The sequence below is a fragment of the Pseudoalteromonas sp. MB47 genome (assembly GCF_011319765.1).
Taxonomy (GTDB): Bacteria; Pseudomonadota; Gammaproteobacteria; order Enterobacterales; family Alteromonadaceae; genus Pseudoalteromonas; species Pseudoalteromonas simplex.
On the sequence record NZ_VFBD01000001.1, the window covers coordinates 14,467 to 33,653 of the forward strand.

General features: G+C 41.9%; 18 protein-coding genes and 1 pseudogene. 6 read left to right on the top strand and 13 right to left on the bottom strand.

Annotated features, from left to right (window positions below; genetic code table 11):
• Positions 1-15: 15 nt before the first annotated feature.
• Complete coding sequence (locus IMPJCBKJ_RS00050) at positions 16-354, bottom strand: Grx4 family monothiol glutaredoxin (protein WP_054551536.1); 339 nt, start codon at positions 352-354, stop codon at positions 16-18.
• A 264-nt stretch (positions 355-618) separates the two neighbouring features.
• Between IMPJCBKJ_RS00050 and IMPJCBKJ_RS00055 the strand changes: the two genes are divergently transcribed.
• The 5 genes from IMPJCBKJ_RS00055 (at position 619) to IMPJCBKJ_RS00075 (ending at position 7,098) form a co-directional block, all read left to right on the top strand.
• Positions 619-1,200 (top strand): Fe-Mn family superoxide dismutase, encoded by a 582-nt coding sequence (locus tag IMPJCBKJ_RS00055; protein WP_054551537.1) that lies wholly within the window; start codon positions 619-621, stop codon positions 1,198-1,200.
• 239 nt (positions 1,201-1,439) lie between these two features.
• Positions 1,440-3,362: a PrkA family serine protein kinase gene (locus IMPJCBKJ_RS00060; protein WP_054551538.1), complete on the top strand. Its 1,923-nt coding sequence runs from the start codon at positions 1,440-1,442 to the stop codon at positions 3,360-3,362.
• Between the two features lie 26 nt (positions 3,363-3,388).
• Positions 3,389-4,675 carry a YeaH/YhbH family protein gene (locus IMPJCBKJ_RS00065; RefSeq protein ID WP_130167088.1) on the top strand — a complete coding sequence of 429 codons (1,287 nt, stop codon included), beginning with the start codon at positions 3,389-3,391 and terminating at the stop codon, positions 4,673-4,675.
• A 20-nt stretch (positions 4,676-4,695) separates the two neighbouring features.
• Complete coding sequence (locus IMPJCBKJ_RS00070) at positions 4,696-6,210, top strand: SpoVR family protein (RefSeq protein WP_166338064.1); 1,515 nt, start codon at positions 4,696-4,698, stop codon at positions 6,208-6,210.
• A gap of 6 nt (positions 6,211-6,216) precedes the next feature.
• Positions 6,217-7,098 (top strand): universal stress protein, encoded by an 882-nt coding sequence (locus IMPJCBKJ_RS00075; protein WP_166338066.1) that lies wholly within the window; start codon positions 6,217-6,219, stop codon positions 7,096-7,098.
• 56 nt (positions 7,099-7,154) lie between these two features.
• Here IMPJCBKJ_RS00075 and IMPJCBKJ_RS00080 read toward each other — a convergent pair whose 3' ends face one another.
• Together IMPJCBKJ_RS00080 and IMPJCBKJ_RS00085 are read right to left on the bottom strand one after the other, a co-directional pair.
• A complete protein-coding gene (locus IMPJCBKJ_RS00080) occupies positions 7,155-8,117 on the bottom strand; it encodes a diguanylate cyclase (protein ID WP_054551542.1) in 963 nt (320 codons plus the stop codon).
• Positions 8,118-8,120: 3 nt separating this feature from the next.
• A complete protein-coding gene (locus IMPJCBKJ_RS00085; RefSeq protein WP_054551543.1) occupies positions 8,121-9,125 on the bottom strand; it encodes a response regulator in 1,005 nt (334 codons plus the stop codon).
• A 205-nt stretch (positions 9,126-9,330) separates the two neighbouring features.
• Here IMPJCBKJ_RS00085 and tpx point away from each other — a divergent pair, with 205 nt between their 5' ends.
• Positions 9,331-9,912 (top strand): thiol peroxidase, encoded by a 582-nt coding sequence (gene tpx, locus IMPJCBKJ_RS00090; protein WP_166338068.1) that lies wholly within the window; start codon positions 9,331-9,333, stop codon positions 9,910-9,912.
• 78 nt (positions 9,913-9,990) lie between these two features.
• Here tpx and adk read toward each other — a convergent pair whose 3' ends face one another.
• The 10 genes and pseudogenes from adk to IMPJCBKJ_RS00135 form a co-directional block, all read right to left on the bottom strand.
• Complete coding sequence (gene adk / locus IMPJCBKJ_RS00095) at positions 9,991-10,635, bottom strand: adenylate kinase (protein ID WP_036967590.1); 645 nt, start codon at positions 10,633-10,635, stop codon at positions 9,991-9,993.
• A gap of 180 nt (positions 10,636-10,815) precedes the next feature.
• Positions 10,816-12,729, bottom strand: a complete 1,914-nt coding sequence (gene htpG / locus IMPJCBKJ_RS00100) for a molecular chaperone HtpG (protein WP_054551545.1) — start codon at positions 12,727-12,729, stop codon at positions 10,816-10,818.
• A 161-nt stretch (positions 12,730-12,890) separates the two neighbouring features.
• A complete protein-coding gene (gene recR, locus IMPJCBKJ_RS00105; RefSeq protein WP_054551546.1) occupies positions 12,891-13,499 on the bottom strand; it encodes a recombination mediator RecR in 609 nt (202 codons plus the stop codon).
• A 10-nt stretch (positions 13,500-13,509) separates the two neighbouring features.
• On the bottom strand, positions 13,510-13,836 hold the full coding sequence (locus IMPJCBKJ_RS00110; protein WP_054551547.1) for a YbaB/EbfC family nucleoid-associated protein: 327 nt from the start codon (positions 13,834-13,836) through the stop codon (positions 13,510-13,512).
• A gap of 59 nt (positions 13,837-13,895) precedes the next feature.
• A complete protein-coding gene (gene dnaX / locus IMPJCBKJ_RS00115; RefSeq protein WP_166338070.1) occupies positions 13,896-16,334 on the bottom strand; it encodes a DNA polymerase III subunit gamma/tau in 2,439 nt (812 codons plus the stop codon).
• 3 nt (positions 16,335-16,337) lie between these two features.
• The gene (gene apt, locus IMPJCBKJ_RS00120) at positions 16,338-16,883 is read right to left on the bottom strand and encodes an adenine phosphoribosyltransferase (protein WP_054551549.1); all 546 of its coding nucleotides are present in this window, start codon (positions 16,881-16,883) and stop codon (positions 16,338-16,340) included.
• A 161-nt stretch (positions 16,884-17,044) separates the two neighbouring features.
• Positions 17,045-17,167, bottom strand: coding sequence for a hypothetical protein (locus IMPJCBKJ_RS20805; protein WP_254907726.1), 123 nt, complete (start codon positions 17,165-17,167; stop codon positions 17,045-17,047).
• Positions 17,168-17,252: 85 nt separating this feature from the next.
• On the bottom strand, positions 17,253-18,011 hold the full coding sequence (locus IMPJCBKJ_RS00125; protein ID WP_346774146.1) for a putative DNA-binding domain-containing protein: 759 nt from the start codon (positions 18,009-18,011) through the stop codon (positions 17,253-17,255).
• On the bottom strand, positions 18,004-18,867 hold the full coding sequence (locus tag IMPJCBKJ_RS00130) for a DUF692 domain-containing protein (RefSeq protein WP_138616016.1): 864 nt from the start codon (positions 18,865-18,867) through the stop codon (positions 18,004-18,006). The genes IMPJCBKJ_RS00125 and IMPJCBKJ_RS00130 overlap by 8 nt, the downstream gene beginning before the upstream one ends.
• A gap of 54 nt (positions 18,868-18,921) precedes the next feature.
• A pseudogene (locus IMPJCBKJ_RS00135) lies at positions 18,922-19,187 on the bottom strand (hypothetical protein); the annotation flags it as partial.

The window sequence follows — 19,187 nt, forward strand, 5'->3', positions numbered from 1 at the left end:
CAACACTAAATATAATTATTCAGCGTCTTTTTCTTTGTACTTTGCAGCTGTTTCAGTGATTAGTGGCTGTAATTCACCACGTTGAAACATTTCGATAATAATGTCACAACCACCGATAAGTTCGCCTTCTACCCATAACTGTGGGAATGTTGGCCAGTTTGCGTATGCAGGTAACTCTGCGCGGATATCTGGGTTAAGTAGAATGTCAACGTAAGCAAACTGCTCACCACACGCCATAAGTGCTTGTGATGCTTGTGAAGAAAAACCACAGTTAGGTAACTTTGGTGATCCTTTCATGTAAAGAAGAATTGGATTTTCAGAAATTTGCTGTTTAATTTTATCGATGGTTTCCATTTACAACCTCAAAAAAGACATTGGCTTACTACATTGGCCTTGAAAAAGTTTCACAGTGGCCTCAGATATATAACTTAAAATCGGCATTCGTAGCCACAATTTTAAATAGTCTTTAGCAATAGCATTGCTGTTTGCTAAAACTTGAGTAAAATACTCAACAATTATAGTAACACTATAATACCACTTGGTATAGGGAAGTACGCTGTTTACCTTGCTATTACCTATAACTGAGTGGACTATCAACCAAGAAGATGGAGATAAAAAATGGCATTTGAACTACCGTCACTACCATACGCAATCGATGCATTAGAGCCACATATTTCAAAAGAGACTCTAGAGTTTCACCACGGTAAACACCACAACACTTACGTTGTGAAATTAAACGGTCTGATCCCAGGCACAGAATTCGAAAACAAATCTCTAGAAGAAATCGTATGTTCTTCAGAAGGTGGCGTATTTAACAATGCTGCACAAATCTGGAACCACACGTTCTACTGGAACAGCCTATCTCCAAACGGTGGTGGCGAGCCTACAGGCGCAATCGCTGACGCGATCAACGCTAAATGGGGTTCTTTCGACGCATTCAAAGAAGCGTTAAACGACAAAGCAGTAAACAACTTCGGTTCTAGCTGGACTTGGTTAGTTAAACTAGCTGACGGCACACTTGATATCGTTAACACATCAAATGCTGCAACGCCATTAACTGATGAAGGTGTTACTCCAATCCTAACTGTGGATCTTTGGGAACACGCTTACTACATCGATTACCGTAACGTTCGTCCAGATTACCTAAAAGGTTTCTGGGCATTAGTTAACTGGGACTTCGCGAACGCTAACTTCGCTTAATCTTCTGTTACTAGCAGTAATCAAAAAAAGACGCTTCGGCGTCTTTTTTATTGCGGATGCACGCCCCTTCTAAGTCGCAGCCAAGCCCTCAGCCAAAAAGCGTAATCAAGATGAGCTTTTTTCAATTAAATTCTTAATTTTCTTGCGCAAAAATTCAAAATCGTGACTAAGCTTTAATTAGCCTTTGCTTTTCTCTTAATCTAATTACACGTCATTTTAGCGGGTTTTCGGAGGTCTCTATGAGTATTTTTGAGCATTACCAATCACGATACGAAGCAGCGCAAGAAGAAGAATACAGTATTGAGGAATTTCTCGAGATCTGTAAGAAGGATAAATCAGCTTATGCCAGCGCACCTGAGCGGCTATTGATGGCCATCGGTGAGCCGGAGATTATCGACACTTCAACCGATGCGCGCTTAAGCAGGCTGTTTTCTAATCGCGTAGTCGCACGCTACCCTGCATTTCACGATTTTTATGGTATGGAAGATGCCATTGAACAAATCGTTTCTTATTTAAAACATGCTGCGCAAGGCTTAGAAGAATGTAAGCAAGTACTGTATTTACTTGGCCCAGTAGGTGGCGGTAAATCATCCATTGCTGAAAAACTAAAATACTTAATGCAGCAGGTACCTATTTACTCAATCAAAGGCTCGCCTGTTAACGACCATCCTTTAGCGCTATTTGACCCAAATGAAGATGCTGAACTTTTAGAAAAAGAATACGGCATTAAACCGCGTTATTTAAAAACGGTGATGTCACCGTGGGCTGCAAAACGCTTAAGTGAATTTAATGGTGATATTAGCCAATTTAGAGTGGTTAAGCGCTTCCCATCTATTTTAAATCAAGTCGCGATTGCGAAAACTGAGCCCGGCGATGAAAACAATCAAGACATTTCAGCGTTAGTGGGTAAAGTCGATATTCGCCAGCTTGAGCACTTTGCGCAAAACGACCCTGATGCCTACGCCTACTCAGGTGCACTTTGCTTAGCAAACCAAGGCTTAATGGAGTTTGTGGAAATGTTTAAAGCGCCAATCAAGGTGCTACACCCACTGCTTACAGCCACGCAAGAAGGCAATTACAACGGTACAGAAGGCATTAGTGCCTTGCCGTTTAATGGCATGATTTTAGCTCACTCAAATGAATCTGAGTGGCAAACATTTAAGAACAACAAAAACAATGAAGCATTTTTAGACCGTGTTTACATCGTCAAAGTGCCTTATTGTTTACGTGTATCTGAAGAAGTCAAAATTTACAATAAACTTCTTGAAAACAGTGAATTACATGATGCGCCTTGTGCACCGGGCACATTAAAAACATTGGCGCAATTTACCACCCTTTCGCGCATTAAAGAGCCAGAAAACTCAAGTATCTATTCAAAAATGCGGGTCTATGACGGCGAAAGCTTAAAAGATACTGATCCGAAAGCGAAGTCGTATCAAGAATACCGCGATTACGCGGGTGTTGATGAGGGCATGACCGGGCTTTCTACTCGCTTTGCGTTCAAGATCCTATCGCGGGTATTTAACTTCGATACCACTGAAGTGGCAGCCAACCCAGTGCACTTATTCTATGTTCTTGAACAGCAAATTGAGCGAGAGCAATTTACCGCCGATGTTGAAGAGCGTTACTTAAGCCACTTAAAAGGATACCTCATTCCTCAGTATGTAGAGTTTATCGGGAAAGAGTTACAAACAGCCTATTTAGAGTCTTACTCTGAATATGGGCAAAACATCTTTGACCGCTACGTCACTTATGCAGATTTCTGGATCCAAGATCAAGAATACCGCGACCCAGATACTGGCCAGTTATTTGACCGTGCTGCGCTTAACGCAGAACTTGAGAAGATTGAAAAACCTGCGGGTATTTCAAACCCTAAAGATTTCCGTAATGAGATAGTTAATTTCGTACTGCGGGCGCGTGCCCACAACCAAGGCAAGAATCCGCTTTGGACCAGCTACGAAAAACTTCGTACGGTTATTGAGAAGAAAATGTTCTCAAATACCGAAGATCTGCTGCCGGTTATTTCCTTCAATGCGAAAACCTCTGCTGAAGATCAGAAAAAACACGAAGACTTTGTCAATCGTATGGTTGAGAAAGGCTATACCCAAAAACAAGTACGTTTACTTTCTGAATGGTATTTACGCGTTAGAAAATCGCAGTAAAAAACGTTTGTTTTAAGGGGGTTGTTATGGCGCATTTTATTGACCGACGCCTGAATGGAAAAAACAAAAGTACCTTGAATCGTCAACGGTTCATCAGGCGTTATAAAAAACAGATTAAAGAAGCGGTATCTGATGCCATTAATAAGCGCAGCGTAACCGATACCACCAGCGGCGAGAGTATCTCTATTCCGCAACGTGATATCAGTGAGCCAATTTTTCATCAAGGACGTGGTGGCGACCGTGAACAGATCCACCCAGGCAATGACCAATTCTCTACGGGCGACAAAATCAAGCGCCCGCAAGGAGGCGGTCAAGGTGGTGGTAGCGGCGAAGGTGAAGCCAGTGACTCTGGTGAAGGACAAGACGACTTTGTATTTTCTATTTCAAAAGATGAATACTTAGATTTACTGTTCGAAGATCTTGAACTGCCTAACCTGCAGCAAAATCAGCTCGATAAACTGGTGCAGATGAAAACCCATCGAGCTGGTTTTTGTAACGACGGCATGCCAAGCAATATTGATATTGTTCGCTCATTGCAAGGCTCGCTTGCTCGCAGAGTGGCGATGACTGCAGGCAAAAAACGTCACCTTGCTGAGCTTGAGGGTCAGCTCGCTCTGCTACAAGCTGAAGAGCAGCCAGACAAGGCGGCAATTGCTTTACTTGAACGACAGATTGAGGAGCTGCAAAACCGCATTAAAGCAGTGCCATTTATTGATAATTACGACTTACGTTTTCGTAATTATGAAAAGCAACCACACCCAACAAGCAAAGCTGTGATGTTTTGTTTAATGGATGTGTCTGGCTCGATGGATCAAGCCACGAAAGACATGGCAAAACGTTTTTATATTCTGCTTTATCAATTTTTAACTCGTAGCTACAAAAATATAGAGGTTGTCTATATTCGTCATCATACCCAAGCGAAAGAAGTTGATGAGCAAGAGTTTTTCTATTCTCAAGAAACGGGTGGCACCATAGTATCAAGTGCATTAAAACTGATGAACGAAATCATCGCTGAACGTTATAACCCTGAAGAGTGGAACATTTACGCAGCGCAAGCCTCTGATGGTGATAACTGGGCTGATGATTCGCCAAACTGTGGCGAAATTTTACGTAATAAACTGTTAAAGGCGGTGCGCTATTACGCCTATATCGAAATTACTGCCCGTGCTCATCAAAGTTTATGGCGAGAGTATCAATCAATAGTGCAAACCCACGACAATTTTGCCATGCAACACATTCGTGGCGTTGAGGACATTTACCCTATTTTCCGTGAATTATTTAAAAAGAATCGTCAGCAGCAAGGCGCCGCATAGCCTTGCCAGTGAGGTAAAGTATGGCCGATAAACGTATTAGCGACGGTCCTGATTGGACATTTGATCTACTAACAGAGTATCAAACTGAGATTGAACGGGTAGCGAAAATTTATAAACTCGATACCTACCCTAATCAAATTGAGGTGATCACTGCTGAACAAATGATGGATGCCTATTCGAGTGTGGGTATGCCGATTGGCTATAGCCACTGGTCGTATGGTAAGAAATTCATTCAAACAGAGCAGAATTATAAGCGTGGGCAAATGGGCCTCGCTTATGAAATTGTTATTAACTCAGATCCTTGCATTGCCTATTTAATGGAAGAAAACACTCTGCCAATGCAAGCCTTGGTAATGGCCCATGCCTGTTATGGTCACAACTCGTTTTTTAAAGGCAATTACTTATTTAAAACCTGGACTGATGCCAGCTCAATTATCGATTACTTATTATTTGCCAAAAACTACATTGCCAAGTGCGAAGAGAAATACGGTATTACCGAGGTCGAAAACCTGATTGATTCATGTCATGCATTAATGAATTATGGTGTAGACCGCTACAAACGCCCGCAACGTATTTCTCTTTATGAAGAGCAAAAACGCCAACAAGAACGTGAAGACTACCTACAATCGCAAGTCAACGAGCTGTGGCGCACAATCCCTACTTCGCAGCAAGAGTCAAAAAAACGAGAACGCCGTTTTCCTGAAGAGCCACAAGAAAACATTTTGTATTTCATCGAAAAAAATGCGCCGCTGCTAGAGTCATGGCAACGAGAAATAACTCGAATTGTGCGTAAAATTTCGCAATATTTTTATCCACAAAAACAAACGCAAGTGATGAATGAAGGTTGGGCTACGTTTTGGCATTACACCATTTTGAACCACTTGTACGATGAAGGTAAGCTTACCGATGCCTTTATGCTCGAGTTTTTACAAAGTCACACCAATGTGGTGTATCAACCACCCTACAACAGTAATTATTATTCAGGGATCAACCCCTATGCTCTTGGCTTTAACATGATGGTTGATATTCGCCGTATTTGCGAAAACCCAACAGAAGAAGACAAGAAGTGGTTTCCAGAGTATGCCGGCAGTGATTGGTTAGAAACCTTGCACTTTGCAATGCAAAACTTTAAAGACGAGAGCTTTATTAGCCAGTTTTTATCGCCAAAAATTATTCGTGATTTCAAGTTGTTTACGATTATTGATCATGAAAAAGAGCCAACCCTCAATGTCGGTGCCATTCATGATGAAATGGGTTATCACCAAGTTCGTGAAACCCTGTCGGCACAATACAACCTAAGTAATCACGAACCAAATATTCAAGTCTATAATGTTGATATTAGAGGAGATCGTTCACTTACTCTGCGTTATGTACCCCATAACAATATTCCTTTAAACAAGTCTAAAGATGAAGTACTAAAACACCTTTACAGGCTATGGGGCTTTAAGGTAAAACTGGAACAAGAAAGCGCAACAGGTGAAGTTTCATTATTGGGTGAATGCCCAAGCAGTGATGCCCGACACACAACAGAGTAACCAAAAATGAATAAAAAGATATTGGTGATCATCGACTCAACGGCCGATGCTAAAACATCTATATTACATGCAAGACAAAAAGCAAAAGGCATGAAGCATATTGATATTGTTGCTTTTAGCTACGAAGATACCAATAACATTTTATTCTCTATTCCACCTGATGAAGCGCTGGCTATTCAAGACAAAGAGCTTGCTAAAGTCCGTGCAGCACTTGGTCCACTTATCAGCGAGTATTTAGATGATGATAGCTATACTTTGCAAACCCTGTGGCATGAAAGCCCAGTACAATGGCTAGCCAATGAGCTTGATACGTCAGATTATGAAATGGTGATTAAAACTCGCCACATCGACGAAGAAACGCAATTTACAGAGCTAGACTGGCAGCTTATTCGCTTTAGCCCGCTGCCACTTTATTTGGCCGCGGATAACAAATGGCGTAACAATACCAATGTGCTGGCAGCCCTTGATTTAGGCAGTGAGAAGGCGACTAAATACTGTTTAAACGAAGCAATTATCAAAGCAGGCTTAGCCTATGCAAAAGACTACGACAGCGAGTTTTATGCCTGTTATACCGTACATGTATCACCGTTTTTACGTGATTTAGGCATTGTATTTTCAGATGAGCAAGTGATTAACGCCTTCGAAAAGCTACCCGTAGCACAGCGAACCTTAATCGAAGCGCACGACTTAAAAGACAAGCTTAAAATCAAAGCCGGTGTGGTTGAGCAAGTGATCCCAAGTGTTGCAGCTAAATTAAATGCTGACTTAGTGATTATGGGTTCGGTGGGTAATACAGGTATTAAAGGTCATTTAATTGGTAATACCGCCGAAAAAGTCATGAAGCTACTTAAAACAGATATTCTTGTTTTACCGCCACTTGGGGTTTAATTTGCTTAACTGAATAGAGTTACTATGAAAAAGGGGCTTAATTGCCCCTTGTTTGTTTATAAATCTGTGTAAGCTGTGACCTTGTTACGGCCGTTTTCTTTTGAGTGATATAAGGCTTTATCGGCGGCTTCAACCCACTTTTCGTAGCGATCAAACTTCTCGTCGAAGCAGGCAAAGCCAATACTGACCGTCAGTTGAATTTGTTTGCCATCAAAGTAAATTGATGAGTTCTCAATGAGTGTTCTTAATCGCTCAGCAAATATATGTGCACCTTCATGATCAGTATCAAGCAAGGTTACCGCAAACTCTTCACCGCCATAGCGACCTGCTAAGTCTGTTTCACGCAGAGTTTTACGCAGTAAGTCTGCAATATGACGCAGCGCCTCATCACCGCCGCGATGGCCATGTTCATCATTGACCTTTTTAAAGTGATCAATATCAAACATTAACAAGGTGCTGCACCCGCCACTGCGCACTATGCGCATGTATTCTTTGCGTAGCTTTTCTTCCCAATAACCACGGTTAGTAAGCTTAGTAAGTGCATCGGTACGGCTCATTTGTTCAAGCTTGCTATTCGCTTCTTCTAGCTCTTTTTTATTCACCGCTTCATCGGTTACATCATAGATAATGATACAGATATGCGATACTTCACCTGTGGTCGTCGTCAGTGGAATAAAAGTGGCATTTTGATACATATGATCCGCTTTACCGGTAATTGGGCGGTAATTCTTAAAACGGAAAATATATGGCTGCTGCTCCCAAATAGTAAATGAGCGATTATTTAAAATGAACACAGACTCAGATTTGCTGCGAAACCACTTTTCATCGATTGATGGAAACAAATCAAACAGGTCTTTATCTTTCACCGCGCTTGGCAATAGGCCAGAATGGTTTTCCATAAACCCATTCCAGATGCATACTTTGTAGTCTCTATCGAGCACCACTAGGCCTACATCAACGGTATTAAACATATCCATTAACCAATGGAGTTCATTCATATTAAAATCGGCTGCAGGCATAGTTTAGTCTTCTAATAAATAAGCTACTTTGTACTTAAGGGTTTTTAATGAGTCCTCGGTGAACAGCAACATCAAATCACAGTTAATATTGTGATTTTCGATGCCATAGCTGATCTCAATCGCCAGCGTTCGTTGCCAGCGAGATTTATTCGCCTTTACTAAATCAGATACATCACAGTGTTGTCCCAGCACCACAGGATGACCTTGGCTAAAACGCATATCTAATTGGTGCGACAGTCCTGTCAGAATAGCCCCTATTAATATGTTACTCACATCCATTAATAGCTCTAATTCAACTTTATCGTTGAGCTCACCCTCATAATTCATTAACGAGGCGATTTCTTTAAAACTTGAATCATTTAACAGCAATAGTGCTTCGCCAGAAACACCGCCGCCAATAAAACCCTGACATACACCTGAGGTTGCGGCATTGGCATCAATCGAGCGCAAAGCCATATCTAGTTCATTGACTTCTAAAACATTTACATTAGGAATAGGAAGCTTTACGAATACATTAAGAAGACGCGCTAATAAGTCTCCAGCTTGCCCCATTGCGACATTGGTGAGTTCTTGGTAGATATCACGCACATCGGGATCAACTTGCTCACCTAGCTTATTAGCAAGACGCTCACGCATGGCTTTATCTTTAATACCATGATGTTCAATAATACTCGCTAGTTTCTCGGCGGAACAAGGTTTTTGAATAAAGTCGATTGCGCCTAACTCAAGCACACGTCGATGAGCATTAGGTTGGATGTCTCCAGATACAACAACAGTGAGAACATGAAGGTCTTGTTCTTGAATGGCTTGCAGTACTTCGTAACCATCCATTTCAGGCATGTTTAAATCGAGAAATAAAATTTCCGGCTGAATTTTTTTGATTTGCTCAATACAGTGAACACCATTTTCAGCAAACTCAATTTTTATATCCCAATCATCGGGTAAAGAGCGTGCTAATTGTCGACGTGCTAACTTTGAATCATCACAAACTAATACCGATGTTGACATATATTCTCTCTAAATCCACACTTTCTAACTAGCAAAAACACTAACTAGTAACTTTATTCTTATTTTTATATGTAAAAAATAGGGTCACAGGCACATGTTAATCAAACTAATGGTTATTTACAATTTTAAATTGTACTAATCCTTGGAGCCACTTCATGAGTATAATACACTGAAGTTAAATGCGTTAATTTAAAGGAATTTTATTATGTTACGTCCGCTAATGTTTGCATTAGGCGCTGTGTGCACGTTTAGTTATGCAGGTGATTTATCAGAAAATAGTTTAGACGCAGGTAAGGTTTCAGCCCAGTCTAAACCGGTTACTTTACTAGGGCAAGGTGTTGAAGTTGGCCAACAAGCGCCTAATTTTAAAGTAGTAGATGGCAACTTTACCCCCGTCACACTAGACAACTATCGAGGCCAAGCCGTGCTTTTAAGCGTTGTGCCAAGTTTAGACACAGGTGTATGTAGTATTCAAACCAAACACTTCAATGAAAAAGTAGCTTCAGAATACCCAAGTGTGGCGATGCTGACCTTAAGCGCAGATTTACCGTTCGCACAGAAGCGTTTTTGTAAAGCCGAGAATATAGACAAAGTAGTGACCTTATCTGACTCAGTATGGCGTGACTTTGGTAAGAACTACGGTTTGATTATCAAAGATATGGGCTTGTTAACCCGTGCCGTATTTGTGCTCGATAAAGAACATAACATCGTTTACAAGCAGCTTGTCGATAACCTTTCAAAAGAGCCTGATTACGACAGTGCTATTGCGGCATTAAAGAAACTGTAAAAGCGCAATTTTAACTTGCAGTGATACAAACACAAAAAAACCGCCCAAGGCGGTTTTTTCATATCAGCAATTAGGCTATTAACCTAAAAGCTCACCAAGTTGTTGGCTAACAGCTTCAACAGCTTGAGTACCGTCTAACTTGTGGTACTGAGTGTTACCCGCTTTTGCTTCTGCTTGATAGTAATCAACTAATGGTTTAGTTTGGTCGTGGTAAATACCTAAACGCTTACGCACTGTTTCTTCAGTGTCGTCATCACGAATGATAAGGTCTTCACCTGTGATGTCATCTTTACCATCAACTTTTGGTGGATTATAAACAACGTGATAAACACGACCAGAGCCAGGGTGTACGCGGCGACCGCCCATACGCTCAACGATGATTTCGTCAGCAACATCAAATTCGATAACGTGATCAACTACCACGCCATTCTCTTTCATTGCATCTGCTTGAGGAATAGTACGAGGGAAACCGTCTAGTAAGAAACCTTTTTCGCAATCTGGCTTAGCAATGCGCTCTTTAACTAGACCGATAATAATTTCGTCAGATACTAATTGACCTGCATCCATTACTTTTTTAGCTTCAAGACCAAGTGGTGTACCTTCTTTGATTGCTGCACGCAGCATATCGCCCGTAGAAATTTGTGGAATACCGTATTTGTCCATCAAAAACTGAGCTTGAGTACCTTTACCTGCACCCGGCGCGCCCAAAAGAATAATGCGCATATCATTGTCCTCTGTGTGATACTAATCTTAAAAAATGGTCGATCAGTGGAGTTTTGTTTTTAGAGCCTGAATTCTTCCACAACTAAGGCTATACCTCAAGTAACTTATACCAATTGCCTATATTAGCGGCAATAAAAAAGGGAGCCTTGCTCCCTTTTCCAACTCATTGCGCTAAAACGCTTATTTGCTTAAATCTAGCATAAGTTTGTTCAAACGAGTTACAAAGCCTGCAGGGTCTTTTAACGTACCGCGTTCAGCCAGTAATGCTTGATCTAGAAGTACTTGTGACCACTGGGCAAACTTGTCTTCATCTTGTTCAACATTTAAGTGTTTAACAAGCTGATGCTCTGGGTTTAGCTCAAAAATTGGCTTTTGCTCAGGCACTGTTTGACCAACTGATTCCATTAACTTTTGCATTTGCGAGCTCATATCGTGCTCATCAGCAACAACACACGCTGGTGAGTCAGTTAGACGGTGCGTAAAGCGTACGTCTTTAACGTTATCACCTAGTGCAGTTTTAATGCGCTCAACTAAGCCTGCAACTTCTTTTTCTGACTCTTCTTGCGCTTTTTTCGTTTCTTCGTCATCCATGTTGCCTAAATCTAAGTCACCACGGGTAATTGACTGGAATGATTTTTCGTTGAACTCTGTTAAGTAGCTCATCATCCACTCATCAACACGGTCGCTTAATAGCAACACTTCGATGCCCTTCTTACGGAAGATCTCTAGGTGTGGCGAGTTCTTCGCTGCAGCGAATGAATCAGCAACTACATAGTAGATTTTGTCTTGCTCTGGCTTCATACGCTCAATGTATTGCTCAAGCGATACATTTTGAGTGCTTTCATCAGTGTGTGTAGAAGCAAAACGCAGTAGCTTAGCAATGGCTTCTTTGTTAGCCGCATCTTCAGCTGGGCCTTCTTTTAACACCTGACCAAACTCGTTCCAGAAAGATTGGTAATCTTCTTCGCGGTTTTTCGCCATACGCTCAAGCATCTTAAGTACGCGCGACGTACACCCTTTACGGATTGCTTGTGTTACTTTGTTGTCTTGTAAGATTTCACGCGACACGTTTAGTGGTAAGTCGTTTGAATCAAGTAAACCTTTCACAAAACGTAAGTAGCTTGGCATGAACTGCTCAGCGTCATCCATGATGAAAACGCGTTGTACATACAGTTTTAAACCTGATTGACGCTCACGGTTCCATAAATCGAAAGGTGCTTTTTTCGGGATGTATAACAGGCTGGTGTATTCTGTTTTACCTTCAACCTTGTTATGTGCCCAGCTTAGTGGCTCTTCCCAATCGTGACCGATATGCTTATAAAACTCTTTGTACTCTTCGTCTGTTACTTCTGACTTGTCACGGGTCCATAGTGCTGTCGCGCGGTTAATACCTTCCCACTCGCCTGGCTGTGCTGGAATTTTCTCGCCGTCAGGACCTTCAGATTCAGGTACCTCTGCTTTATACATCTCAACTGGAATAGAAATATGGTCTGAATATTTAGTGACGATGCTACGTAAACGGAACTCATCAGCAAATTCTGTTTCGTCTTCACGAAGGTGAAGAATGATTTCAGTACCACGTGATGGTTTATCAATCTCTTGTAATGTGTACTCACCTTCACCTGCAGATTGCCATTCAATACCTTGGCTTTCACCTGCTTTACGCGTACGCACTGTTACTTTGTCAGCAACGATAAACGCTGAGTAAAAACCAACACCAAATTGACCAATCAATTGTGAATCTTTGCTTTGGTCACCAGTTAGGTTTTGGAAAAATTCTGCGGTGCCTGATTTTGCAATTGTACCTAGTGAATTGATCACATCTTCACGGCTCATACCAATACCGTTATCAGTAATGGTGACCGTGTTTGCTTCTTTATCGGCACTGATACGTACTTTTAGTTCCGCATCGTTTTCGTATAAATCGCCATTCGAAAGCGCAAGGAAACGTAATTTATCTGCCGCATCTGACGCGTTTGATACAAGCTCACGTAGGAAAATCTCTTTATTAGAGTAAAGAGAGTGAATCATCAGGTTTAATAGTTGTTTGACTTCTGTTTGAAAGCCTAATGTTTCTTTTTGTGCTGCAGTCATTGTGTAAATCTCCAATTAACAAAGTGTCTAATCTGCACTATGACTCTTTATATGGGGCAGGCTTTTTGAACTTCAAGGCAAAAAATTAAATTTACGGCTAAATTGGGGGGCTACACACAAAAAAGCCTGCTTAAAGCAGGCTTTTGATACCATATTAGGTATTAGTTTTGGTTTACGGCGCGTCGTCCGCTAAATGCGTGCATCAATGTCATACCATCAAGTAAGTCGAGCTCACCACCAACAGGGACACCGTGAGCAATACGAGATGCACCAACCTGATACTTATGACAAAGCTCAGCAATGTAGTGGGCTGTGGTTTCCCCTTCAACACTTGGATTGGTTGCGAGGATCACCTCATTAATGCCACCTTGTTGCAACTTGCTTTCAAGAATATCAAGGCCAATTTCTTTTGGCCCTATGCCATCAATTGGCGACAAGTGACCCATTAAAACAAAGTAAAGACCTTGGTATTGACCAGTTTGCTCAATCGCGAGTACATCGGTTGGTGATTCGACCACACACAATAAACCACTATCTTGGCGTTTAACACTTGAACAAATATCGCATACCGCTTGCTCTGTAAAAGTACGACAGGATTGACAATGCCCTACTTCATCCATTGCCTTGGTTAATGCATGGCCAAGTTGTTTACCACCTTGACGGTCACGCTCAAGCAAATGAAAAGCAATGCGCTGTGCCGACTTAGGGCCTATGCCCGGCTGGCATCGTAGCGCTTCAATTAGCTGTGTTAAACTAGGAGATAGTTGCATACAAAATCACTTAGAATGGCATTTTCATACCTGGTGGTAATTGCATACCGCCAGTTACTTTGCTCATGCGCTCTTGTGTTTCTTCAGCAACACGACGTACAGCATCGTTACACGCTGCCGCTAATAAATCTTCGATCATGTCTTTGTCGTCTTCCATTAGGCTGTCATCTAATTCAACACGACGAACATTGTGGTTACCAAGCATAGTTACTTTAACTAGGCCTGCACCTGCTTCACCTACAACTTCAAGGTTTGCGATTTCTTCTTGGGCTTTTTGCATGCGCTCTTGCATTTGCTGCGCTTGCTTCATCATGTTACCCATTCCACCTTTAAACATAACTGTCTCTCTTTCTAAACTACTTTAATTGGCATGAAGATAAGGGCTATTGTAACTAATTACAATGCCTGAATACTGTTTTCATCGATTATAGCGCTAAATAACTGCTGAAATTGCACTATATTTTCATCGCTATTTATTACATCAATCGCTTGTTGATGACGTCCCGCATCAATTTTTTGTTGAATCAAATACGGTGAATCAATTACGCCATCAGCAAACTCGATACTAAGCTCAACATTATGGCCGTAAATTTCACTTAATGCGGCATTGAGCTTTTGTCTAAGCACAGCGCTATCTAAATGGCGCTGTGATGAATCAACTTCAATGTGCAGCTGATTATTCTGCTTGGTAAAGATTGAATGCAGCGCAAATTGGCGCATGCGACCACCGAGCCCCATGCGTTTAATTAAATACGCCCATTCGTCTTGTTCGTGTGCAAATTTAATACTGCTGATCGGGCTTTCAAAATCATCAGGTATCGGAATACTGGCTTCTTCAACTACTGGCTCTGGCGCTTTTTGTGGATTGATCTGTTCAAGTAACTCTGGCGCTAAGTTTTCGGTGATTGTTTGATGCTTTTCTCGAAAGTCGACTTTTTTTACTTTACTACTGCTCTCCCCCGTTTGCTGGGGGATGGGCTTTTTTACTTCAGCAGCCATTGCTTGCTGCGGAGGCTGGTTATTGGACGCGGCTGTGCTTTGTTGCGCAGACGGCTCTGCTTTGGGCTTAGCTTCAGGCTGTGGTTCTGCTTTAGCATGAGTTTGCGTTGCTGCACCACTTAAACGCCCAGCACCTGAAATATTGCGATCTTGTAAAATACGAGCAATGGCCGACTGCGCCTGACTTTGCTGCTGTTGTAATTGTGCTGGTGCTGTTTGCTGTTGCTGAGGCGCAGATGCTTCATTGGCAGTAAAGCCCTGATCATAGGCGCTATTCATCACAGCATCGTATTGCGCAGCAAGTGATGAATCCATTTGCGCATCATTATCGTCCATGTAATCTTGCGAAGAATACTCTGGTGATGAGTACTCAGCTGCTGACACTTGCTCTGAGTGGCTTGGCTCTTGCTGTTGTGGCGCTGGTTGAACTTCAGCAACCATTGCAGTTTCAACAGATTGCTGAGGCTGTTGACCAGCATCAGGCTGCTCTACTGCTGTTGCTTCAACTTGCTGGGCAGGCTCATGGCTATGTGCCGTTTCTGCCTTGGCTGCTTGAATAGGCTCAGCTTGTGTTGGCTGAGGCTCTGAAGGAACAGCAGTTGTCTGTGCAGAGCTATGTGCAACTGGTGCTTGCTCTGAAGCAGCTTGCTCACGTTGCGCCGTAGATTTTTTCAAAATATCACGCAGTGCACCGGCACCACTTGGCTTAACCTGTTGCTGGGTATTCGTTGGTGTTTGGCTTTGTGCAAATTGCGTAGGTTGGAATGCAAGCAGTCGCAACATGATCATTTCAAAGCCAAGTTTAGCATCGGGTGCCCATTGCAAATCTTTTTTACCATTTAATAGCAATTGGTAGTAAACCTGCATCTGCTGTGCATCAGTGGTTTGTGCCACCTGCTCAATAAAATCTCGGTTAGTATCATCAAGTGCCGCTGCACTAGGCACAAGTTGCACAAGCTGAATAAGATGCGTCAGGGCAATTAAATCGTCGAGCAAGGCTACAAAGTTAGGGTTTCGGCTAACGACTGCTTTTACTTCTTGAAGTAATGCATCGCCATCTTGGCACAGTAACGCTGCTAACATGGTTTGGCTATATTGAGTATCCATCAAGCCAAGCATAGTTTGCACAGCCTGATGATTAATATTGCCATTGGTTTGCGCAATTGCTTGGTCTGTAAGACTCAATGCATCACGCATACTACCATCGGCTGCCTTAGCTAAAATAGACAATGATTTATCATCGAAACTTAGCTGTTCTTGATTAAGAACATGGGCAAGCTGATCATGAATTTCTGATTGCGACAAAGCATTTAAATTAAACTGTAAGCAACGCGATAAAATCGTCACGGGTAGTTTTTGCGGATCGGTTGTCGCTAATAAAAACTTCACATGCTCTGGCGGTTCTTCCAATGTTTTTAGTAATGCATTGAAACTGTGCTTTGACAGCATGTGAACTTCATCGATTAGGTATACCTTGTAACGACCACGTGTTGGTGCGTATTGAACGTTATCAAGGATTTCGCGGGTATCTTCTACTTTGGTACGTGATGCCGCATCGATTTCTAATAAATCAATATAACGGCCTGCTTCAATGTCAGTACAACTTGAACATTGGCCGCATGGCTCAGCAGAGATACCCTTATCGCAGTTGAGACTTTTTGCGAATATACGTGCAATGGTTGTTTTACCCACCCCACGGGTTCCAGTAAAGAGATAAGCGTGATGGAGTCTATTTTGTGTTAATGCATTAACTAATGCTTGTTTAACATGAGACTGCCCCACTAACTCGTGAAAGGTTTGTGGTCGCCATTTCCTTGCTAGAACCTGATAACTCATTAATTATTCGCCTTCGAATTCAACCAACTTTAAGATTTTGATGCCCATATCAGCAACTCGTTGCTCACCACCCAGCTCAGGTAAAGAAACAACAAATGCCGCATCAGTTGCGTTACCGCCAAGTTTAGCAACTAATTTTGCCGTTGCTTCGATTGTGCCACCTGTAGCCAGTAAGTCATCTACTAGTAACACTTTATCGCCAGGGACAATTGCGTCTGTATGAAGCTCAAGAATATCTTCACCATACTCTAATTGATAACTTTGTGAAATCACTTCGCGAGGAAGTTTGCCTGGTTTACGAACAGGAATGAATGGAATACCTAGTGCGTAAGAAAGTGGTGCACCGAAGATAAAACCACGAGATTCAGTACCGATGATTTTTGTAAAACCTTGGTCTTTATATGCTGCAATAAAGCTGTCGATGGTTGCTTTAAATGCGTCAGCATTAGCCATTAAAGTAGTTACGTCGCGGAACATAATGCCCGGCTTTGGGTAATCAGCGATCGTTGCAATGCTCTGTTTGATGAGCGTTGAAGTTGCTTGAGTCATAATTATACTGCTCAAAAAGTTTATCTAACAAAGCTCGAGAGTATAACATCACCTTAGTAGAAAGTCGGTAGCAAGTTTCGAAATTAATCACTTAACAAGAAATATCAGCTATAAAAAAGGCTGCATAATGCAGCCTGTTGTCTTTAATTTGCTTGCGCAGATTAAGATAAAGAAGTGATCCAACCAAGAATAGCGTTTAGACAGCCAATGCCACCGAATACAGCTAAAAACGCAATGAAATAAGTTGCATTGAACGGATCTTTAAAGTCTTTATCATTCGACATAATTACTACCTTTATTTAAGCACGACAAAATAAGGCGCTCATAATAGTCGAACTAAATACATCAATAAAGACTTTTAGCTGATTTTTAAACCAAGGTATTAGAAACCACAATGCCGCGTTCTGCCATTGCACTCAAGGTATTGAGGGCTCCCTGATACAGCTGCTCTTGGCTAAATTGAGGCGCATGCTCTGCAACTGCTTGGCATACATCATTTAAATCGGCACCTGGCTGAGATTCTATGATATTAAGAAGTAATGCGGTCATCGCATTTGTCGATAAAAATTGTACTTCGTCATCGGTATCACGATAAACCACAAAGTAACTGGGTTGTGCTGCCGGTTCACTTGGTTGATTATCTGCACTGATGGTATGAACAGGAAAACTGTAACTCAAATTACGGGCAAGTGAACTTAAGAATAATGCAGAGCTTGTCACTTGATGAGCCGATAAACTGACTTCTTCTGCCACCTCTTGAGCAACCGATACATCAAGCTCAACCCATTCATAGTGCGCTAGCTCTAACATAAACGCGGGATCATCGCTTTGCACTTCATAGTCATTAGCAAGAAAAGCCAGAAACTCCCCTGCAATATCTAAAAAATAAGGTGATTTACAATCATGCTGGCTAAAAAACTGCCTAACGAGGGCATGCCAAGCTTGCTCTGAATATAAACTTTTTAATACTGGATACGCAGAGCTGACAAACCCATCCACATTATTAAAAAATAAGTCGCGGTAAATCGCCATCCGACGCTCTTCAATATCACTAGGCTTAGCGTGTTGTTGAGGATCGCGGATATGCGCCATAAACGCTTGCTGTACTTGAGTAAAATGTTCAGGCACTGTGTTTCACCCTTGCTTGGTTTTGCTTGCTCGCTGTTTGCTGCAGTGCTTCAATGGTTTTTAGCTCGGTTAACAACTCACTCATCGGCGGAATATTAAAATCACGCTCTAATAAGGTGGGAAATACGCCATGAACTTCATAAGCTTTTTCAAGCAATTGCCAAACAGGATCGATAACTGGCGCACCATGGGTATCAACCAGTAGATCTTCGGCCTCAGTGTAATGGCCCGCAACATGCCCATAGGCAATCCGTTTTGTTGGTAATTCAGCTAGGAATTGCTCAGCGTTATAACCATGATTAATAGAATTAACGTAAATATTATTCACGTCGAGCAGCAGTTTACAATCAGCTTCTTCTAAAACAGCATTAGTAAATTCAAGTTCTGTCATTTGTTGACCAGGGGCGCCATAGTAAGACACGTTTTCAATAGCAATTGGCTGTTCTAAAATATCTTGTACTTGCCTAATACGAGAAGCAACATGCTTAATAGCATCTTCAGTAAATGGTATAGGCATTAAATCGTACATATGTCCTTCGCCCGAGCAGTAACTTAAGTGCTCGCTGAATAAACGAATATTATGCTCTTTAAAAAAGGTTTTAAGCGATTGCACAAATTCAATATCAAGCGCTGCTGGTGAGCCAATCGATAACGATAAACCATGGCAAACAAAGGCATGTTGTTCGGTAAGCTGTTTAAATTGTTTACCAAAACGCCCCCCAAGCTTTAGCCAGTTTTCAGGTGCAACTTCTAAAAACTCAATAGGTTTAGGAACATCAATGAGCATTTCATCAAGCATTTCTCGGCGCAAACCTAAGCCAATCAACCCAAAATCAGCTACTGATTCATTTAACATACTACCTCCTACTAAAAAGGGCCTTTACGGCCCTTTTAAAAGCTAAATGAGCGCTTAGTGATTAGAACCACATTTACCTTCGCCACACTTACCTTCTTTAGCTTTCTTTTTGTCTGCGCCACATTTACCTTCGCCGCACTTACCTTCTTTGGCTGCTTTTTTGTCTGCGCCGCATTTACCTTCGCCACACTTACCTTCTTTGGCTGCTTTTTTGTCTGCGCCGCATTTACCTTCGCCACACTTACCTTCTTTGGCTGCTTTTTTATCGCCGCCGCATTTACCTTCGCCGCACTTGCCTTCTTTGGCTGCTTTTTTATCTG